Annotated in this window: 21 protein-coding genes and 1 tRNA gene; 19 read left to right on the top strand and 3 right to left on the bottom strand. The window is 70.6% G+C overall.

The window, feature by feature from the left end:
- Window positions 1-269 precede the first annotated feature (269 nt).
- The 4 genes from ACFP1Z_RS09230 (at window position 270) to ACFP1Z_RS09245 (ending at window position 3,708) form a co-directional block, all read left to right on the top strand.
- Complete coding sequence (locus tag ACFP1Z_RS09230; protein WP_390315444.1) at window positions 270-1,553, top strand: helix-turn-helix domain-containing protein; 1,284 nt, start codon at window positions 270-272, stop codon at window positions 1,551-1,553.
- Between the two features lie 5 nt (window positions 1,554-1,558).
- Window positions 1,559-2,167 carry an oligoribonuclease gene (gene orn / locus ACFP1Z_RS09235; protein ID WP_390315445.1) on the top strand — a complete coding sequence of 203 codons (609 nt, stop codon included), beginning with the start codon at window positions 1,559-1,561 and terminating at the stop codon, window positions 2,165-2,167.
- 105 nt (window positions 2,168-2,272) lie between these two features.
- Window positions 2,273-2,345, top strand: a tRNA-His gene (locus ACFP1Z_RS09240).
- Window positions 2,346-2,457: 112 nt separating this feature from the next.
- Complete coding sequence (locus ACFP1Z_RS09245; protein WP_390315446.1) at window positions 2,458-3,708, top strand: tyrosine-type recombinase/integrase; 1,251 nt, start codon at window positions 2,458-2,460, stop codon at window positions 3,706-3,708.
- A gap of 2 nt (window positions 3,709-3,710) precedes the next feature.
- On the opposite strand, the gene ACFP1Z_RS09250 is transcribed toward ACFP1Z_RS09245, so the two are convergent.
- Both ACFP1Z_RS09250 and ACFP1Z_RS09255 read right to left on the bottom strand, forming a co-directional pair.
- Window positions 3,711-3,941 carry a hypothetical protein gene (locus ACFP1Z_RS09250; protein ID WP_390315447.1) on the bottom strand — a complete coding sequence of 77 codons (231 nt, stop codon included), beginning with the start codon at window positions 3,939-3,941 and terminating at the stop codon, window positions 3,711-3,713.
- A gap of 142 nt (window positions 3,942-4,083) precedes the next feature.
- Window positions 4,084-4,479 (bottom strand): XRE family transcriptional regulator, encoded by a 396-nt coding sequence (locus tag ACFP1Z_RS09255; protein ID WP_390315448.1) that lies wholly within the window; start codon window positions 4,477-4,479, stop codon window positions 4,084-4,086.
- A 295-nt stretch (window positions 4,480-4,774) separates the two neighbouring features.
- Here ACFP1Z_RS09255 and ACFP1Z_RS09260 point away from each other — a divergent pair, with 295 nt between their 5' ends.
- The 15 genes from ACFP1Z_RS09260 (at window position 4,775) to ACFP1Z_RS09330 (ending at window position 16,013) form a co-directional block, all read left to right on the top strand.
- A complete protein-coding gene (locus tag ACFP1Z_RS09260; RefSeq protein ID WP_390315450.1) occupies window positions 4,775-5,125 on the top strand; it encodes a helix-turn-helix domain-containing protein in 351 nt (116 codons plus the stop codon).
- On the top strand, window positions 5,122-5,373 hold the full coding sequence (locus tag ACFP1Z_RS09265; protein WP_390315451.1) for a DNA-binding protein: 252 nt from the start codon (window positions 5,122-5,124) through the stop codon (window positions 5,371-5,373). Before ACFP1Z_RS09260 ends, ACFP1Z_RS09265 begins: the two co-directional genes overlap by 4 nt.
- An 81-nt stretch (window positions 5,374-5,454) precedes the next feature.
- Window positions 5,455-5,808, top strand: a complete 354-nt coding sequence (locus tag ACFP1Z_RS09270) for a hypothetical protein (protein ID WP_390315452.1) — start codon at window positions 5,455-5,457, stop codon at window positions 5,806-5,808.
- A 65-nt stretch (window positions 5,809-5,873) separates the two neighbouring features.
- Entirely contained in the window at window positions 5,874-6,890 is a 1,017-nt protein-coding gene (locus ACFP1Z_RS09275; RefSeq protein WP_390315453.1) for a hypothetical protein, read from the top strand.
- Window positions 6,887-7,435, top strand: a complete 549-nt coding sequence (locus tag ACFP1Z_RS09280) for a hypothetical protein (RefSeq protein WP_390315454.1) — start codon at window positions 6,887-6,889, stop codon at window positions 7,433-7,435. Before ACFP1Z_RS09275 ends, ACFP1Z_RS09280 begins: the two co-directional genes overlap by 4 nt.
- 131 nt (window positions 7,436-7,566) lie before the next feature.
- Window positions 7,567-8,403, top strand: coding sequence for a hypothetical protein (locus tag ACFP1Z_RS09285; RefSeq protein WP_390315456.1), 837 nt, complete (start codon window positions 7,567-7,569; stop codon window positions 8,401-8,403).
- A complete protein-coding gene (locus tag ACFP1Z_RS09290) occupies window positions 8,403-9,116 on the top strand; it encodes a zinc finger domain-containing protein (RefSeq protein WP_390315457.1) in 714 nt (237 codons plus the stop codon). Before ACFP1Z_RS09285 ends, ACFP1Z_RS09290 begins: the two co-directional genes overlap by 1 nt.
- 78 nt (window positions 9,117-9,194) lie before the next feature.
- Window positions 9,195-9,653 (top strand): single-stranded DNA-binding protein, encoded by a 459-nt coding sequence (locus ACFP1Z_RS09295; RefSeq protein WP_390315458.1) that lies wholly within the window; start codon window positions 9,195-9,197, stop codon window positions 9,651-9,653.
- 129 nt (window positions 9,654-9,782) lie between these two features.
- Window positions 9,783-10,019: a hypothetical protein gene (locus ACFP1Z_RS09300; protein ID WP_390315459.1), complete on the top strand. Its 237-nt coding sequence runs from the start codon at window positions 9,783-9,785 to the stop codon at window positions 10,017-10,019.
- Window positions 10,016-10,267: a hypothetical protein gene (locus tag ACFP1Z_RS09305; RefSeq protein ID WP_390315460.1), complete on the top strand. Its 252-nt coding sequence runs from the start codon at window positions 10,016-10,018 to the stop codon at window positions 10,265-10,267. Before ACFP1Z_RS09300 ends, ACFP1Z_RS09305 begins: the two co-directional genes overlap by 4 nt.
- Window positions 10,268-10,389: 122 nt before the next feature.
- Complete coding sequence (locus ACFP1Z_RS09310) at window positions 10,390-11,235, top strand: hypothetical protein (RefSeq protein WP_390315461.1); 846 nt, start codon at window positions 10,390-10,392, stop codon at window positions 11,233-11,235.
- A gap of 921 nt (window positions 11,236-12,156) precedes the next feature.
- Window positions 12,157-12,642: a DUF732 domain-containing protein gene (locus ACFP1Z_RS09315; protein ID WP_390315462.1), complete on the top strand. Its 486-nt coding sequence runs from the start codon at window positions 12,157-12,159 to the stop codon at window positions 12,640-12,642.
- Between the two features lie 68 nt (window positions 12,643-12,710).
- Window positions 12,711-13,223 (top strand): helix-turn-helix domain-containing protein, encoded by a 513-nt coding sequence (locus ACFP1Z_RS09320; RefSeq protein WP_390315464.1) that lies wholly within the window; start codon window positions 12,711-12,713, stop codon window positions 13,221-13,223.
- Between the two features lie 3 nt (window positions 13,224-13,226).
- Window positions 13,227-14,474 carry a PBSX family phage terminase large subunit gene (locus ACFP1Z_RS09325; protein ID WP_390315465.1) on the top strand — a complete coding sequence of 416 codons (1,248 nt, stop codon included), beginning with the start codon at window positions 13,227-13,229 and terminating at the stop codon, window positions 14,472-14,474.
- Between the two features lie 66 nt (window positions 14,475-14,540).
- Window positions 14,541-16,013, top strand: a complete 1,473-nt coding sequence (locus ACFP1Z_RS09330; protein ID WP_390315467.1) for a phage portal protein — start codon at window positions 14,541-14,543, stop codon at window positions 16,011-16,013.
- On the opposite strand, the gene ACFP1Z_RS09335 is transcribed toward ACFP1Z_RS09330, so the two are convergent.
- On the bottom strand, window positions 15,958-16,617 hold the full coding sequence (locus tag ACFP1Z_RS09335) for a hypothetical protein (RefSeq protein WP_390315468.1): 660 nt from the start codon (window positions 16,615-16,617) through the stop codon (window positions 15,958-15,960). The two genes, ACFP1Z_RS09330 and ACFP1Z_RS09335, sit on opposite strands and share 56 nt — an antisense overlap.
- Window positions 16,618-16,624 lie beyond the last annotated feature (7 nt).

Genomic DNA, 16,624 nt, shown 5'->3' on the forward strand with positions numbered 1-16,624 from the left:
AGGGAGCTGGAAGGGCGGTTGCCGCCTACGGGGAGTGGGCATGGGCGAGAGGCGTACTTTTCACCGAGCCCTGCAAGTGCAACGCTTCGTGATCGAACGCTTCGCGCCAAGTTGCCATGTCGACATAGAGCCGGGTGGTGAACTGGTCACCGCGTCTCCATGCGACGCAGTAGATTCGATCTTGGCCATGACCGGCGGGGGAACCGTTCAGGACCGAGGGGAAACGTGCAGGACCGAGAGGACTCGACCGCCGAGGGGGGCTTAGCGCCATGAGCCAGGACTCCACGACCGTACCGGAGACCACGCGCAAGCTCTCCGGACGCCGCCGCCGGGAGATCGTCGCAGTACTGCTTTTCAGCGGCGGCCCTATTTTCGAAAGCTCCATTCCGCTCTCCGTATTCGGAATCGACCGCCAGGACGCCGGCGTCCCGCGCTACCGCCTGCTGGTGTGCGCGGGCGAGGATGTGCCATTGCGAACAACCGGCGGCCTGGAACTGACCGCGCCCTACGGCCTGGAGGCGCTGTCCCGGGCCGGCACCGTCGTCGTGCCGGCGTGGCGTTCCATCACCCAGCCGCCGCCGACCGCCGCGCTCGACGCCCTGCGCCGCGCGCACGAGGAGGGCGCCCGCATCGTGGGCCTGTGCACCGGCGCCTTCGTCCTGGCCGCGGCCGGCCTGCTCGACGGACGCCCGGCGACCACGCACTGGATGTACGCGCCGACGCTCGCCAAACGCTATCCGTCGGTCCATGTGGACCCCCGGGAGCTGTTCGTCGACGACGGCGACGTACTGACCTCCGCGGGCACCGCCGCGGGCATCGACCTGTGCCTGCACATCGTCCGCAGCGATCACGGCGCCGACGCGGCCGGGGCGCTCGCCCGCCGGCTCGTCGTCCCGCCGCGCCGCAGCGGCGGGCAGGAGCGCTACCTCGACCGCTCTTTACCCGAGGAGATCGGCGCCGACCCGCTGGCCGAGGTCGTCGCCTGGGCCCTGGAGCACCTCCACGAGCAGTTCGACGTGGAGACGCTCGCGGCCCGTGCCTATATGAGCCGCCGGACCTTCGACCGGCGGTTCCGCTCGCTCACCGGGAGCGCCCCGCTGCAGTGGCTGATCACCCAGCGGGTGCTCCAGGCGCAGCGGCTGCTGGAGACCTCGGACTACTCCGTGGACGAGGTCGCGGGACGCTGCGGGTTCCGCTCACCCGTCGCGCTGCGCGGCCACTTCCGCCGGCAACTGGGCTCCTCCCCCGCCGCCTACCGCGCCGCCTACCGGGCCCGCCGCCCGCAGAACGGCACGGCGGACCGCCCCGAGCGCGGCGAGCGCGAGGGCCGGGGCGAACGGGCCGACCGCTTCGAGCGCGCGGAGGCGGCCGAGCAGCGCGGCGGCGAGCCGTCGGTGATGGCGATGCGGCGGGCGGCCCTGGCCGGTGCCCACGCCGTCTCCGGCGCGGTCATGACCACACCGTCCGGGCACGGCGGCACCGAGCCCGGCAAGCCGGAGTCCGACCTGTACACCCCACGCCTGCCCGGTCAGCGGGAACGCCCCGTAGGGTGAGATGCATGAACGATCGCATGGTGTGGATCGACTGCGAGATGACCGGACTCTCGCTGTCGAACGACGCGCTCATCGAGGTGGCCGCCCTGGTCACCGACTCGGAGCTGAACATCCTCGGCGACGGCGTGGACATCGTCGTCCGCCCGCCCGCCGAGGCCCTGACCACCATGCCCGAAGTGGTGCGCCGGATGCACACGGCTTCCGGGCTGCTGGCGGAACTGGACAAGGGGACCACGCTCGAAGACGCCGAGCAGCAGATCCTCGCCTACGTCCGCGAGCACGTCCCGGAGCCGGGCAAGGCACCGCTGTGCGGAAACTCGGTCGGCACCGACCGCGGCTTCCTCGCCCGCGACATGCCCACGCTGGAGAACCACCTGCACTACCGGATCGTCGACGTCTCCTCGGTCAAGGAGCTGGCCCGCCGCTGGTACCCGCGGGCCTACTTCGCCAGCCCGAAGAAGAACGGCAACCACCGGGCGCTCGCCGACATCCGCGAGTCCATCGCCGAGCTGCGCTACTACCGCGAGGCGGTCTTCGTCGCCCCGCCCGGCCCGGACTCCGAGACCGCGAAGGCCATCGCGGCCAAGCACGTCCTGCCTGCTGAAGGGGAGTGACGCAGCTCGCTCCCGGCTCACCCCGAGCCGGGAGCGAGCACCCCCCGGGACCCTGTACACTTTTTCTCGGCCGGTGGGAAACACGGAAACGAAACGCCGGTCGTGGTGGGTATAGCTCAGCTGGTAGAGCACCTGGTTGTGGTCCAGGATGTCGCGGGTTCGAGTCCCGTTACTCACCCTCAGAGGCGAAGCCCCTGACCTGCACAAAGGTCAGGGGCTTCGTCGTTTGCCCAAGTCGTGGGAGCACCACGGGAGCACGGCTGTCGGTCTGACGGCCTATCTTCTCGATCATGGCCTACGTGGTGGAGCGACCCAACAAGGACGGAACGATCACGTTCCAGGTGAAGTGGCGCGAGGGCGGGACCCGGCAAGGCCCTCAGCAGAACGAGAAGTTCGGCGAGCGGGACTCGGCGGAGCAGTTCAAGAAGCTCGTGGACGCCCACGGGCAGCACTGGCCCCCGGGCTGGGTCCGCGGGCACGGCTTCGTCGAACCCGACGCGGACCCCGACGACGTCCCCCTCGCGGAGTGGGCGCACCGGTACGTCGACCGCCTCACCGGAGTCGAGCCGCGTACCCGCGTCGACTACAAGCGCGAGATCGATCTGCACTTCTCGGCGATCGTCCACACGACCCGGTCGGGACTCCGGCAGCAGGCGACGATCATGAACGTGACGGCCGACGACATCACCGACTGGGTGCGGGCCGAGGAGGACGGTCAGAGGGACGAGAAGGACCCTGAGACGTGGCTGCGGCGGCCGGCGGACCCGAAGTCCATAGCCAACCGCCACGGGCTCCTGTACGCGATTTTTCAGGCCGCCGTGGAGGCGGAGCCGCAGTTGCGGACCAAGAACCCGTGCGCGAAGACCAAGCTGCCGCGGGTCGACAACGAGATCGAGGACGAGATGGTGTTCCTTGAGCGCGAGGAGTACCAGCGGATACGCATCGAGATCACGGACCCGGTCGCGCGGGACCTCGCCGACTTCCTTGTCAGCACCGGGCTCCGCTGGGGCGAGGCGACCGCTGTCCAGGTCCGTGATCTCAACCTGAACGGGGAGACGCCGACCCTGCGCGTCCAGCGGGCATGGAAGCGACAGGAGGACCACACCTTCCGGATCGGTCCGCCCAAGACCAAGAAGGCCCGGCGGACGATCGCGCTCGCGCCGGCACAGACGGAGATCCTGCGGCGCCACGTGGCCGGGCGGCAGCCGGAGGACTTCGTGTTCCGGACGGCCATGGGGAAGCACTGGCGGCACGCGAATTTCTACAACCGGAAGTGGAAGCCGGCCGTAGCCGAGGCTGTGAAGAAGGGGCTGCCCAAGAAGCCCCGCATCCACGATCTTCGCCATACGCATGTTTCGTGGCTGATCGCCGCGAACATCCCGCTTCCGGCCATTCAGGCGCGGCTCGGGCACGAGTCGATCACGACGACCGTGGACCGGTACGGGCACCTCGTGCGGCAGCTCGACACGGAGATCAGCGCGGCGGTCGAAGCTGCGTTGGCAGCCCCCGAGGCCGCGCCCGTGCTGAGGATCGCCGGGTAGGGCTAGGAGGCGCGTCGCTGCTGGGGCGGCTCGACAAGGCCGCCCCAGCGCTGCACCAGGGCTCCCCGGTCGGCAGCGCTCTGGAGGAGCAGGGCGAGCTCGTCGCGAAGTTCTTCACTCATGTCGTCACGGGCGACGCACAGCTCGAACGCGCCCTCGCGCTCAAGGAGCAGCGCCTTCCGGCCACCGGGCAGCTCATCGACCAAGGTGACGCTGACGACAGGAGTGGACAAAGGGCCCCCTAAGCAGTCCCGGACTCGCAACCGTCCATCAGTTCGACAAACAGCGCACGGGGTATTTTACCGAAGGCCACTGACACTGCGTCCGCACGAGATCACCGCTTCGTCTCCCAAGTGCACACACTTGGGCGGGATCTCACTTCCCGTCACCCGGGCGACTCCGCACGAACGCCTCGACCATGGCTGCCAGCTGCCGGCGTTCGACGTCGTTCATCTCGCCGTAGTACGCGACGAGGGCCCGCGCGCCTTCGTCCTCGCTCCATACGTCGGAGACGATCCCCATGAACTGCGCTCCGGCCGCTTCCTGCACGACGGACAGTGGTAGTTCCAGCCCTGCGGCCAAGGCGCGCAAGCCCGGCAGCTGAGGCGGGATGACTGGTTCGCGCTTTTCGAGGCGGTGCAGCCATCCGAACTTGAGTTGCTCGCCCGACTCCGGATCGGTGCATCGGTCTGCCAGCACGCGTAGGCCGAGCTTCAGCTCGGCCCGTCGATCTCTGACGAGGTCTGACAGGTCCGTCCGCTGCTCAGCCATGACTCATCCCATCGCCCCCATATCGCCGACCCCCCACGCCGACGCGCCACCTGCTTCAAGCGCCGGCGACCTGTCCAGCATTACCGCAAGTTGTTCCATGCGATGGACAGCCTGTCCATGATGATAGACGAATTCATTCAATCGATCGGCCAGCGCAGAGCAATGCGATGGTCATCGCTTCCACCCCGCGAGCCCCCGCACGGCCGCCTGCCCACCCTGAGTGCAACCACACCACCCCCGAGGCACCGCCGGACGGCTTGTTTATCTCGATAGACACTTCGTCCATCCGTATGGCATGCTCGAATCGTTCATCGAGATAAACGGATTGCCCAATGGGGTGAACATGCCTGCCGCTCTGCCCATGTACCGCCTGGTCGACCCGGGCCTGCTGCGCACGCTGATGCGTCGCACGGGGACCGGTGCCCCGATCACCGTTCGAGGACTCGCGGAAGCGGCGGGGTGCAGCCGGAGCACCGTCGGCAACCTGCTCGCCGAGCAGCAGTCCAGCGTCCCCGCGGTGACGGCGCACGCCATCGCTCAGGGGATCGGGGTCGACGTCCTCATCCTGTTCACCCCCGTCGGGCGCGCGTCGACCGCGGCACGGCCGTCGCTGGCGCCGGCCGTGCCCGAGGGGGCAGCGGCGTGAAGGCGTACACCTACCCCGAGGCCGCCGAGCAACTCCGCGTGCCGGAGCGCTGGCTGCGCCGGAACATCAGCCGACTCCCCCACAAGAAGAAAGGGCGGGTCGTGACGTTCTCCGCCGAGGACCTGAGCGCCATCGACGCGATGCACCACGTGCAGCCGATCACCGCGATCCCGTCGACCGGTGCCGTGGCGTCCCTGCGCCCTCTTCCGCTCCGGCCGTCCTCCGGCCGCCGCGCCCGCACCGCCTGAACGACAAAGGCCGCCCCCGGATTGCGCCCGGGAACGGCCGTGCCCGACCAACCCCGTCTCCGCGAAGAAAGAGAGCAGGTCGTGCAGTCCAACCCTATCCGCCACCGTCCCCCTCGCGCCGCCGAGGCCGTTCGCACCGTCCGAATCGCCCGCGAACTGCGGGTGTTGTCCCCCGAGGCCGCCACCGTGCTTCTGACTCCCGTAAGGACCGACCGCGACGGCTTCCCCTGTGCCGCGACCGTCGTCGCGCTGCTCGACGAGGTCGGACACCCGGTCGGCATCACGGCTGCTTCCGCGCGCATCGTCCGCGACGTACTGCGCCGTGACTTCAGCCGCGCGAACTGGAGCCGCCCGCACCGCTACGAAGTCCGCACCGGCCACCTGGTCCAGCGGGGCGCCCCGCAGCTCCCGCCCGCCCTCGGCGGCAACCGGTGAGCCGCGACGAGCCGCCCGTCCCGCTCAGGTCCTTCCCCTTCCCCGCATCTGACAGGAGTCGCCGCGTGACCGTGTCCCTTCCCGAGCAGCAGCTTGCCCCCGTCGGTGCCCCGGCGGCCCCGGCGCGGCTGTCGATCGACGACAAGCTGGCGTACTGCCGTGCGCTGGCCGGGTCCGGGATGCTGCCGCGTCAGTACCGCAACCAGCCGGCCAACTTGTTGTACGCGGTCGAGTACGCCGGAAGCCTCGGCCTTCACCCCATGGTCGCGATCACCGGTATCCACGTGATCGACGGCAAGCCGAGCGCTTCGTCGGCCCTGATCTCCGCTCTGGTGCGCCGTGCCGGGCACAAGCTGCGCGTGAAGGGCGACACCACGGCCGCTGTCGCGCAGATCATCCGCGCCGATGACGACGACTGGGTGTTCGAGGTCCGGTTCACGATCGAGGACGCGCGCCGTGCGGGGCTGCTCGGGAAGGACGTGTGGAAGAGGTACCCGGCGGCGATGCTCAAGGCCCGCGCGATCTCTGCGGTCGCCCGGGACGCATGTGAAGAGGCGTTGCTCGGCGTCCACTACACGCCCGAGGAGCTCGACGCGGTCGTCGACCAGGAGGGCCACCCCGTCTACATCGCCGGGGAGATGCAGCGCGATCACGTCGAGCAGCCGTCGGCGGGCCCGCACCGGGACTTCGTGGCCGAGGCCGAGCAGGCGCCGGACGCGGCGGGCGTCAGGGCGGTGTGGGAGGAGGCGAAAGCCGCCGGTGCGCCGCAGGATTACCTCGCCCTGCTCGCCGCGATCGGCCGGGACAAGCCCGGTGCCCGCGTCGCCGAGCCGCAGCCGGCCGAGGACGTCGTCGAGGCCGAGCCGGTCGAGGACGCAGCGGTGAGCGACGCGCAGCTCGCCGCCGACACCGCCGCGGCCCGAAAGGAGATGTACGACGCCGCGCAGGCCGCCGGCCTCGACGCCGAGGAGGCCGACGAGGCATTCCGCACCGCGCACGGGTGCGCCGCCGCCGTCGCCACCGTCGAGCAGTTGCGCGCCCAGACGGTCGACCTGCGCGAGGCGGCCGGGGGTGCCGCGTGAGTGCGTCACTGAAGGACCTTGCCGCGGAAGAGGCTGTGATCGATCTGCTCGCCGCGCGGGTGGCCGAGGCGAAGAAGGACGTGCGGAAGCGGATGCAGGCCGCGCTCGATGCGGCGGCCGAGTCGGACGGCGTCGAGCGGGTCGCCGCGTCGCTGCCGTCCGGGGAAGTCGTCGCCACCGTCTCGCTCCGCAAGGGTGAGACCGGCGCGGCCGTCGTCGACGAGGGCGCGTTCGCTCGCTGGGTCCGCGAGACCTTCCCCGGTGAGCAGTGGACGAGCGTGCGTGTGGTGCGCGAGGTCAGGCCGTGGAAGGCGGCCGAGCTCCTCGCGGAGATGACCGCGACCGGCGCCCCGCAGATCGTGCACCGGGAGACAGGCGAAGTGCTCACCGTGCCCGGTGTAGCGATCCGGACGACCCGCGCCCGTACGCACGCCCTGACGTGGCGGCGGGACGGTAAGGCCGCTGTCGCCGCCGCTTGGCACTCCGGCGAGCTCGCCGCCCAACTCGCCGCCCTCACTGGGCCCTCAGAGCCCGAACCCGCATGAGCGGAGCCCACCTGCGTGGGCCCAGCCGAAGGGTGCCGGTCGCCACCACAACGCGCCCGGCACCCGCCTCGCGGGCCGTCACCCGCCGCCCGTTCTGAAGCCCCCGCCCCGCTGCCTCGGAGGACACCCCGTTGAGTCTCGATGCCATGGATTGGGTCTGGACGAAGTCCGCGTCCAAGGGCACGAGCAGGCTCGTGCTGCTGGTCATCGCGGACAAGTGCCCCAGCCCGGATGCGACGGCCTACGCCGGTACGGCCATGCTCGTCCAGCGCACCAACGCGTCGCGTACGGCTGTGAAGGAGGCAGTCGACAAGCTGATCGCGTCCGGCGAACTCGCGGTCGTCGAGGGGGCACGGGGGCCGCGCGGCGAGACCGTATACCGCCTCCCGCGCGCCGTAGGCCACACCCGCGGCATGTCCGATGAGCCCGGATTTGAGAGGGCCGGATTCCGGCCCGGTACGGATTCCGACCCGGGTCAGGTTCCTGCCCCCAGGGGTACGGATTCCGGCCCGGCAGGGGGTCAGATTCCGACCCCCGGGGGTACGGATTCCGGCCCCCAGAACGCAAGAAACACAAGAGAACGCAAAGAACAGCAGCAGCCGCGCGCGAGCGCCCCGGTCGCCTCCGGGGTCACCGAGGCGCTGCGTCCGCTCGCTGCCGCGCTCGACGCCGCCGGCGTGGGCGTGCGCTGGAGTCTCGGCCTCGGCGAGCAGCGCGACATCTGGCGCCTCGTCCAGCGCCACGGCGCCGCCGCCCTGGTCGAGCTCGCCGCGCACCGCACCGCGCCCGGTGACGCGCCCAAGCCCGCCCGGTACTGGCTGCGTGTGTGGGGCGACCTCGACCGCGCCCCCGTCGCCGCTTCCCCTGGCTCGAACGTCGTCCCGTTCCGCCCCACCACCGCCCCCGTCAGCCACACCGACACCCTTGCCGCAGGGCTCGCCCTGCTGGAGCAGGAAGGACTCGCCTGATGGACCGCCAACACGTCGCTGCCCTGCTGAACTTCTGCGCCACCGTGGACAGCCGAGTTCGGCGCAGCATGGCCACGCAGGAGCAGGCCGCCGCCACGATCCGCTCGTGGGCCGAGGCCCTTGCCCATGTCCCGGCCGTGGCCGACACGGTCGACTGGGACGCCTCCCGCGCCGCCCGCCGCTACTACGAGCAGGCGCACGGGGATCGGTCGGCGCAGTTCCGGCCGATCGAGCCCGCCGATCTGCTGGCCGCGTGGGCGCCGTACCGGGCCGAGCTCATGAACCGTCACACGGACCCGTTGCCGACGGCCGACCCTGACGATGTCGTCGCGTGGCGCGCCGAGCTGCTCGGTACCCGGCACGCCGTCGCCCACGGCCAGCAGCCGCCCAGCGAGCACCGCGCCCTGACCGCAGGCGGGCCGCACCCGGACGTCGAGGCGCGGCTGCGCGCGATCGGCTCGTGCATCCCTGCGGCCGCGCGCGCCGAGCTCGCCCGCTACCGGCCCACCCGCGCCGCCCGCGAGGCCGCCGTCGCCGCCGGACAGCCCGACCCGCTCGGCGTCCGCTGCGACTGGTGCCAGGCGCCCGCCGGCCAGCCGTGCCGAAGCCGCCGCACCCGCCCCGACGGCAGCGTCCGCAGCAACGCCCACCGCGCCCGGCCGCACCCCTCCCGCGTCGACCTCGCGGCGGCACGCCTCGCCACGGCCGTTTGACCGCCGACGAATCCGCCCCGTCCCCGGTAAGCGCAGGGACGGCCCAACATCGCTCACCCTCTGAAAGGAGCTTGCCTCATGGCAGGCGAGACCACCATCACCGTCATCGGCAACCTCGTCGACGACCCCGAACTGCGCTTCACCCCCGCCGGCGCAGCAGTCGCCAACTTCCGCATCGCGTCCACGCCCCGCACCTTCGACCGGCAGAACAACGAGTGGAAGGACGGAGACCCCCTCTTCCTGAGCTGCTCGGTGTGGCGCCAGGCCGCCGAGCACGTCGCCGAGTCGCTCCAGCGCGGCGTGCGCGTCATCGTGCAGGGCCGGCTCAAGCAGCGGTCCTACGAGGACCGCGAGGGCGTCAGGCGCACGGTGGTTGAGCTCGACGTCGACGAGATCGGCCCCAGCCTCAAGAACGCCACGGCGAAGGTCACCAAGCCCGGCAGCCAACAGCCGCAGCAGCCAGGCCAGTTCACCACCGGACAGCCCGCAGCCGACCCGTGGACCGCCCAGCCGCACGCCGACGAGGCCCCGTTCTAGCCTCCAACGCGCTGGTGCAGGACATCGTCAACACCATCGCGATCACGACCGACCCGCCCCGCCGCGACCGGTCGATGCCGCGCCCGTGCGCGCGAGCCGCCGCCCGCCAACCCTCCCCGGAGTGATCCCGTGACCGCCCCGCCCCGCCGCCTCGTGACCCAGATCCGCGCCGAGCGCGTGCTGCCCCTGCCCGCATCGCTCGACGCCGTCGCCGAGCTGCTCGACACCGTGCACGCCGAACTCACCGCAGCCGACCGCCCGGTGACCGACGCCGAGGCCCGTCTCGACAGCGGCGTTCTCGTCGTCTCCTACCCGGTCCCCGACGACGACGGGCCGCGCCTTGCCGCTGTGGCGGGTCTGCGGTGAGCCGCCGCCGACGGGCCGCCGACCGCGAACTCGCCCGCGTCCGCCGCCGCGACATCCTCGGCGTGCTGCTGTCCCGCGCCGAGCGCGGCGTGCTGCTCCCCGACGAGGCCCGCCTGCTGCGCGCCAGCGTCGAGGCCGAGATCGCCGACGGCAACCGGGGACGGCGCAGGCTCGGCGGACAGACGGCCGCGGTACGCCGGGGAGCAGCAGCGCGTCGCCGCCGCCGAAAGCGCCGCCGTGGAGGCTGAGCAGCGCGCCGAAGCCGCCGGGCAAACCCTCGCCGCCAGCAGCTGACCCACACCGCATAACCCCGCCGGGGCGCAACCAACACGGCGCGCCCCGGCCCACTTCACCGAGGAGGTACCCCTTCGTGCAGCATCCCGTCGCTCACCGCACCGCCGCCCGGCTGCGCACCATCCGGGAGCAGTGGGGCGCCATGCTCGCCGCGATCGAGACCCCGCCCACCTCAAGCGAGTGGCCGCCGCGCGAGACCCGCGGGTTTCTCAACACCGGGGCTGCCGAGGGCGAGTTGCTTGTCGCCGACCGTGCGCCGCTCGTACTGCGGCAGCACCCGGCGCCAGCCAACCTCGACGCCCTCGACACCGCACTGTTCGTCGAGCGGTCCGTGTTCGCTCTCGCCGACACGCTCGCGGCCGCCGTCCAGCGCGCCAGCCCCGGTGACGCGCGCCGCTGGACGTACCAGAACCCCGGCGCGCCCGACGCCCGTACTGCGGCTGGTTCGCGCCGGCACGGGCTGCACTGGGCGTGCGTGTGGGTCGAGGGCCGCGTGCTCGACGAGGACACCGACCCCGAACTCGACGAGACCGGCCGAACGGTGCCGGCACCCTTCCTCCCCCTGCCCGAGCACCTGCTGCACGAGGCCGCCCGCGTCGCCCGGCAGAGCGAGCAGCGCATCGCCCGCACCCTTGACCTTGAACAGCGCGCCACCCCGATACCCGACCGGCCGTGCCCGTGGTGCGGCGGCGATCTCACCCTGCACACCGGACCTGAGCAAACGCCGACCGTGACCTGCACAACCGGCGAATCGTGTCCCGCCCCCGTCAGCCTCGACAATCACGAGCGGCGCGCGTGGGCGCAGGAAGACTTGCTGGCACTCGCCGAGGCCCTGAAAACCACGCCGCAGGAGCCCTCTTCAGTTTCGCGAATGCACCCCCTCGGCCAAAGAAGAGACCGTATCGTCGCCCCTGGCGAGTGATGCCACCCGTCACGAAGTAACTCCCTACTTGCTGACACCCAGTCAGATCGAGCATCAGGAGGGGTTATGAGTGGCAAACGGCGAGCTCCCAAGGAGAAGGGTCCGGCGACAGGAAGGCTCGCGCTTCTGGTCGGCTTAGCTCGACTCATGGTCGAGATCTGGCGACTGTGGCGCTAGCACTTCCATAACCGGACCCCGGCACTCCACTTGTCCGCCGGTAGCGCGACGGGCAGGGGGTCGCGCCCAACCGGCGCGACCCCACCCCAAATTGATGCACATCTGCCGATCCGGCATAAGCCCAGCTCAGGACCGCAATCGGCCTAACGGCAAACTGCACATCGGTTGGAGTGTGCGACTTCACTGTAGCCGCTGAGCCCCTAACTCGCCGGAACTCAGCAACTAACAGGCCCTCGATGTACTTGTTCGACGACGTTGCACCTGCCGTCGTGACAGCGAACAGCCAGTCCGGGCCGACCAACCAGGAACCTGCACCTACTCACGCGAGCACGCGCAGTGAGAGAGTGCACGACACTCAGCGGGACACCTACCCCGGTGACCCCACCCCGTAAATTTTCGGGGTGCCGCCCAGGACCACCTACTCATGTGAGTAGGTGGTCCCCAGCCCCAGGGGCCACACACCACCGCATCACGGGATGCGGTGCCCCGGCACAACCAGGAGGAGGCCGGCGAGGGTAAGAGGCAACTTCGCCTCTTACCCTCCCCTCGATAGAGGGTGGCCATCCTGCCCGCCCCCCGCCCCTCGTCGCCTTGCGGCCCCCGACAGGCACCCCCAGTTGCGACCGTTATCGTTTCGTGATCTAATCGTGGGCGTCTCCGGCATGCCCGGAAACACCCCAACTCCGCACCCCCGTCACATCCTCCCCTCGTGACGGGGGTGCTTTCGTGCCAGGATGGGCGATCATGTCCACCGGCCAGGGGAGAGCCGTGCACCACCGCCGCACCGTCACCGCCTTAACCACCATCCTGATAGCCGCTGCCGGCCTCACCGCATGCGGCAGCGACAAGAGCAGCGACGCCAAGAGCCCCGCCACCACACCCCCACCCACCGCGGCAGCGTCGAGCGCCCCCGCAGCTCCGCCCGCCGCGGACAAGCCGGTGGCGAGCGCGGAAGCGAAGGCCGGCATCCCGCCCAAGCCCGACGCCGCCACACAGGCCGCCTACATCCGGGCCCTGAACACGATCTCGCCGACGCTCGTGGGCGGCAAGGAAGACCGGGCCGTCAGCCGCGGCCGCGACACGTGCGGCAGCATCCACAGCTTCCCCAACGATCACGCGAAGGTCGTTTCGCTAACGCAGCAGCGGTTCAGCGGCGCGCACCAGGTGACCAGCGCACAGGCCGAGCAGATCCTCTCCGCGGTGCAGACCCACCTCTGCCCCAAGCACTGACCCACACCACCCCACGGCCCGACTCCCCACAGATGTCGGGCCGTTGGTGTACCCGCAGGAGGTGAGCCGTGCGCGAGCCGATCACCGACGACGACCGCGACCAGGTCCGCCGACTCCACGCCAAGGGCAAGAGCCGCAACGCCATCGCCCGAGCCATCGGGCGCAGCGCCTCGACCGTCTCGAAGATCGCCCGGGAGGAAGGACTGCGGTTCGAGGGTGGAGCCCGTGTTGCTCCAGCCACCGAGGCGCGCCAACTCGACCTCGCCGAGGCGCGGCGGCTGATGATCGAGCGTCTGTACCGGCGGGCCGCCGCCAACCTCGACCGCGTCGAGGCTGAGCAATATGTGCGCGTCGAGCTGCTGCCCACCGGACGCCCTGTGCGGCTGGTCTCCGACGAGCCGCCGGCCCAGGACGAGCGCCACCACTCCCAAGCCATCGGCTCGTACCTGACCAGCGCCGCGCGGCTCGTAGAGATCGACGCTGGCACTGGGGCCGGTGAGGTCCGGTCGATGCTCACTGATCTTGCCCGCGGGTTGCGGGATGCGTTCTCCGACGACGAGGGGGACGCCGGGGAGGGGTGAGCAGTGCTCGACACCCTGCCCCTGTCGCGCAAGCAACTTCGTTCCGTCGCGCAGGCCACGGCCCGTATCTGCATATGGCACGGCGCCGTGCGGTCCGGCAAGACGATCGCCTCGCTCCTGGCGTGGCTGCTCGCCGTCGCCGAGGCGCCCCCGTCCGGCCTGATCGTCGTTGTCGGCCGCTCCCTGCAAACGATCGAGCGGAACGTGTTCGAACCGCTCACCGACCCGAGCCTGTTCGGGCCGGTCGCGGCGCAGATCCGGCACACCCGCGGTGCGACCACGGCAACGGTGCTCGGGCGGACCGTGCACCTGATCGGCGCGAGCGACGCACGGGCCGAGGGCCGGCTACGCGGCCTTACCGCGTCGTTGGCCTACGTCGACGAGCTCACCCTGCTGCCCGAAGCGTTCTTCGTGCAGTTGCTCGCGCGGCTGAGCGTGCCGGGGGCGAAAGTCCTCGCCACCACGAACCCGGACTCCCCACGGCACTGGGCCAAGGTCGGATACCTCGACCGCGCCGGCGAACTGGACCTGCGGCAGTGGCATTTCAAGCTCGCCGACAACCCCTCGCTCTCCGACGCCTACGTCCGGTCGCTCGCCGCCGAGTACGTCGGACTGTGGAAGCTGCGCATGATCGAGGGCGCGTGGGTGGTGGCCGAAGGCGCCATCTACGACATGTTCGACGAGCAGCGGCAAGTCGTCGACACCCTTCCGCCGATGCGCCGGACATGGCTGGGCATCGACTACGGCACCACCAACGCCACCGCCGCCGTGCTGCTCGGTCTCGGCACCGACGACCGGCTGTACGCCGTCGCGGAGTGGCGCTACGACTCCCGCATCACCCGGCGCCAACTCACCGACGCCCAATACTCCGCCCGCATCCGCACATGGCTGGAGCAGCAGGGCGTCGAGCCTGAATGGACGTTCGTGGACCCGAGCGCCGCCAGTTTCTCTGTGCAGTTGTGGAACGACGGGCACCCCGGAGTCACCCGCGCCCGCAACGAGGTGCTCGACGGCATCCGCAGCGTCTCAACCGCGCTTGACTCCGGCCTGCTGTACGTGCACCGCTCGTGCGAGGGACTGCTCTCCGAACTCCCGGGCTACGCATGGGACCCCGCGGCATCGGCCAAGGGCGAGGACCGCCCGATCAAGCGCGATGACCACAGCCTCGACGCCTTGCGCTACGCCGTGCACTCCACCGCGCACGAGTGGCGCCACCTGATCACCACACCGGCCGCCCTCGCCGCCGCCTAGCCCTGCCTGCCCGTCCACCGGCGCCCACGTCGCCGCGGCCCTGATCAACCGGCGGGAGGTGCGACCGTGCCCCTGCCCGAGTCCGGCGCCGTATGGCCGCCCACTGAACTCGCGCCGCTCTACCGCGAGATGCAGCTCGACGCCGCTTGGTACAGCGGTGACCCGAAGCGCCTTGCCGAGGTCTACCGCACCGAGCAGCAGCGCCGCGAGGACGGCCGCCGTCGGCTGTGGGGGCGCGGACAACAGCCGCGGGCCGGCCGTCGCGACGGCCGGCTGCACATCCCCCTCGCCGCCGACATCGCCACGACATCCGCGGACTTGCTGTTCAGCGAGCCGCCGGTGTTCACGGTGGACGATGCAGCGGCGCAGCAGCGGCTCGACGAGATCACCGAGGCCGGCGGCGTGGCGAACACGCTGCTGGAGTCTGCGGAAATCGGTGCGGCGCTGGGCGGTGTGTTCCTCCGGGTCACCTGGGATGCGTCCCTGGCGGCCCGCCCTCTGCTCACCACCGTGCACCCCGATGCCGCGCTGCCGGAATTCCGCTGGGGCGTGCTGTGCGCTGTCACGTTCTGGCGTGAGCTCGCATCGGAGACGGGTGCCGTGTGGCGGCATCTGGAGCGGCACGAGCCCGGCAGGATCGTGCACGCCCTGTACCAGGGCACGCCGGATCGCATCGGTACCCGCGTGCCGCTCGTCGAGCACCCGGAGACGGCGCCGCTGGCCGAGTCGCTCGGCCCGGCCGGCGACACCATCGAGACCGGTATCGAGGCGCTCACCGCCGCGTACATCCCCAACATTCTGCCCAACCGCCGCCACCGCGGCTCGCCGTTCGGGCGCAGCGACTACCAGTCGAGCCACGACCTGTTCGACGCCCTCGACGAGACCTGGTCCTCGTGGCTGCGCGACATCCGCCTCGCCCGCGCACGGCTCATCGTCCCCGACGGCTACCTGCGCGACCACGGCCCCGGCCGCGGCGCAAGCTTCGACGACGACCGGGAGATCTGGCAGGCGCTGAACATCCCGCCGGACGAGTCCGCCGGCATCACGCTGAGCCAATTCGCGATCCGGGTCACCGAGCATCAGCAGACTGCCGACGCCATCGTGCGGCAGGCCGTGCAGGGCGCCGGATACGCGGCGCAGAGCTTCGGCCTTGGCGACAGCACGGCGGCAACCGCCACCGAAGTCACGGCCCGTGAACGCCGGTCGATGATCACCAGGGCCAAGAAGGCGCGGTACTGGGCACCCGCCGTCGGCGACATGCTGCACGTCCTGCTCATGCTCGACCGTGCTCTGTTCACCCCCGGGCTCACCGTGGACCGACCGCGGGTGACGTTCGGCGACTCCGTGAGCGAGGACCCGCAGGCAGTCGCGCAAACCCTCTCCCTGCTCCAGCAGGCGCAGGCCGTCAGCGTCGATACGAAGGTGCGCATCCTGCACCCGGATTGGGACGAGGCCGCCGTGCAGGATGAGGTCGAGCGCATCCTCACTGAGACCGGCGCCGCAGTAGACGACCCCATGCAGTCCGGCGCCCTCGTGTGAGCTGACCGGAGGAAGGGGGTTCTGGGTCCGGACCGCTGGCATCGGGCGTGCCGGGGGATGAAGGCGGACCGTCCGCGGACTCGATGCCGTTCCACCGGCCTTGTTCAGCATCCCAGGCAGCAGATACCGGGATGTAATCCTTGGCCCCCACAGCGCACCAGGCAACTCCGCCCGACCACGAGATTTCGCGGACGAAGTCGAACGACGGAGACGCCAGCAAGGTGGCGAAATCCATCTTGAGGAGCTGCGCCATCGCTTCGGCAGGCGTGTCCTCGGAGATCTCCACCTTCACATCGTGTCCGTCAAGCACCAGGGAGATCGGTCGACTTGGGGAGTCCTCAGCCTGGTTACTTCCGGTGTGCTGTCTAATAAAGCGACGAAGGGAAGCCCTCGTGGCGTCTCCTATCGCTCCGGCCAGCTTCTCGCCGAACGTGGACGCCAGTGCCTGTATGAACGGCACCAAGGCAACCGTTGCGGCAACCGTCTCCCAGTTGACGGCCCCATACGTTTGCCCGTAATCCTGCCACTCCGGCGGATTCTCAAGGCTGTTGTCCGCTCTGCCCTCGCCAGATCTGTCCGAGCTGTTCGACACCAGCGCCCCCATTCCACAT

The organism is Streptomyces gamaensis (assembly GCF_042656465.1).
Taxonomy (GTDB): Bacteria; Actinomycetota; Actinomycetes; order Streptomycetales; family Streptomycetaceae; genus Streptomyces; species Streptomyces gamaensis.

What these genes read in the sequence shown, in the direction of transcription:
- ACFP1Z_RS09290 (WP_390315457.1), top strand. Translation starts at nt 8,403, where the DNA reads ATGGACCGCCAACACGTCGCTGCCCTGCTGAACTTCTGCGCCACCGTG.
- ACFP1Z_RS09335 (WP_390315468.1), bottom strand. Translation starts at nt 16,617, where the DNA reads ATGGGGGCGCTGGTGTCGAACAGCTCGGACAGATCTGGCGAGGGCAGA.
- ACFP1Z_RS09260 (WP_390315450.1), top strand. Translation starts at nt 4,775, where the DNA reads ATGCTCGAATCGTTCATCGAGATAAACGGATTGCCCAATGGGGTGAAC.
- ACFP1Z_RS09255 (WP_390315448.1), bottom strand. Translation starts at nt 4,479, where the DNA reads ATGGCTGAGCAGCGGACGGACCTGTCAGACCTCGTCAGAGATCGACGG.
- ACFP1Z_RS09295 (WP_390315458.1), top strand. Translation starts at nt 9,195, where the DNA reads ATGGCAGGCGAGACCACCATCACCGTCATCGGCAACCTCGTCGACGAC.
- ACFP1Z_RS09315 (WP_390315462.1), top strand. Translation starts at nt 12,157, where the DNA reads ATGTCCACCGGCCAGGGGAGAGCCGTGCACCACCGCCGCACCGTCACC.
- ACFP1Z_RS09230 (WP_390315444.1), top strand. Translation starts at nt 270, where the DNA reads ATGAGCCAGGACTCCACGACCGTACCGGAGACCACGCGCAAGCTCTCC.
- orn (WP_390315445.1), top strand. Translation starts at nt 1,559, where the DNA reads ATGAACGATCGCATGGTGTGGATCGACTGCGAGATGACCGGACTCTCG.
- ACFP1Z_RS09245 (WP_390315446.1), top strand. Translation starts at nt 2,458, where the DNA reads ATGGCCTACGTGGTGGAGCGACCCAACAAGGACGGAACGATCACGTTC.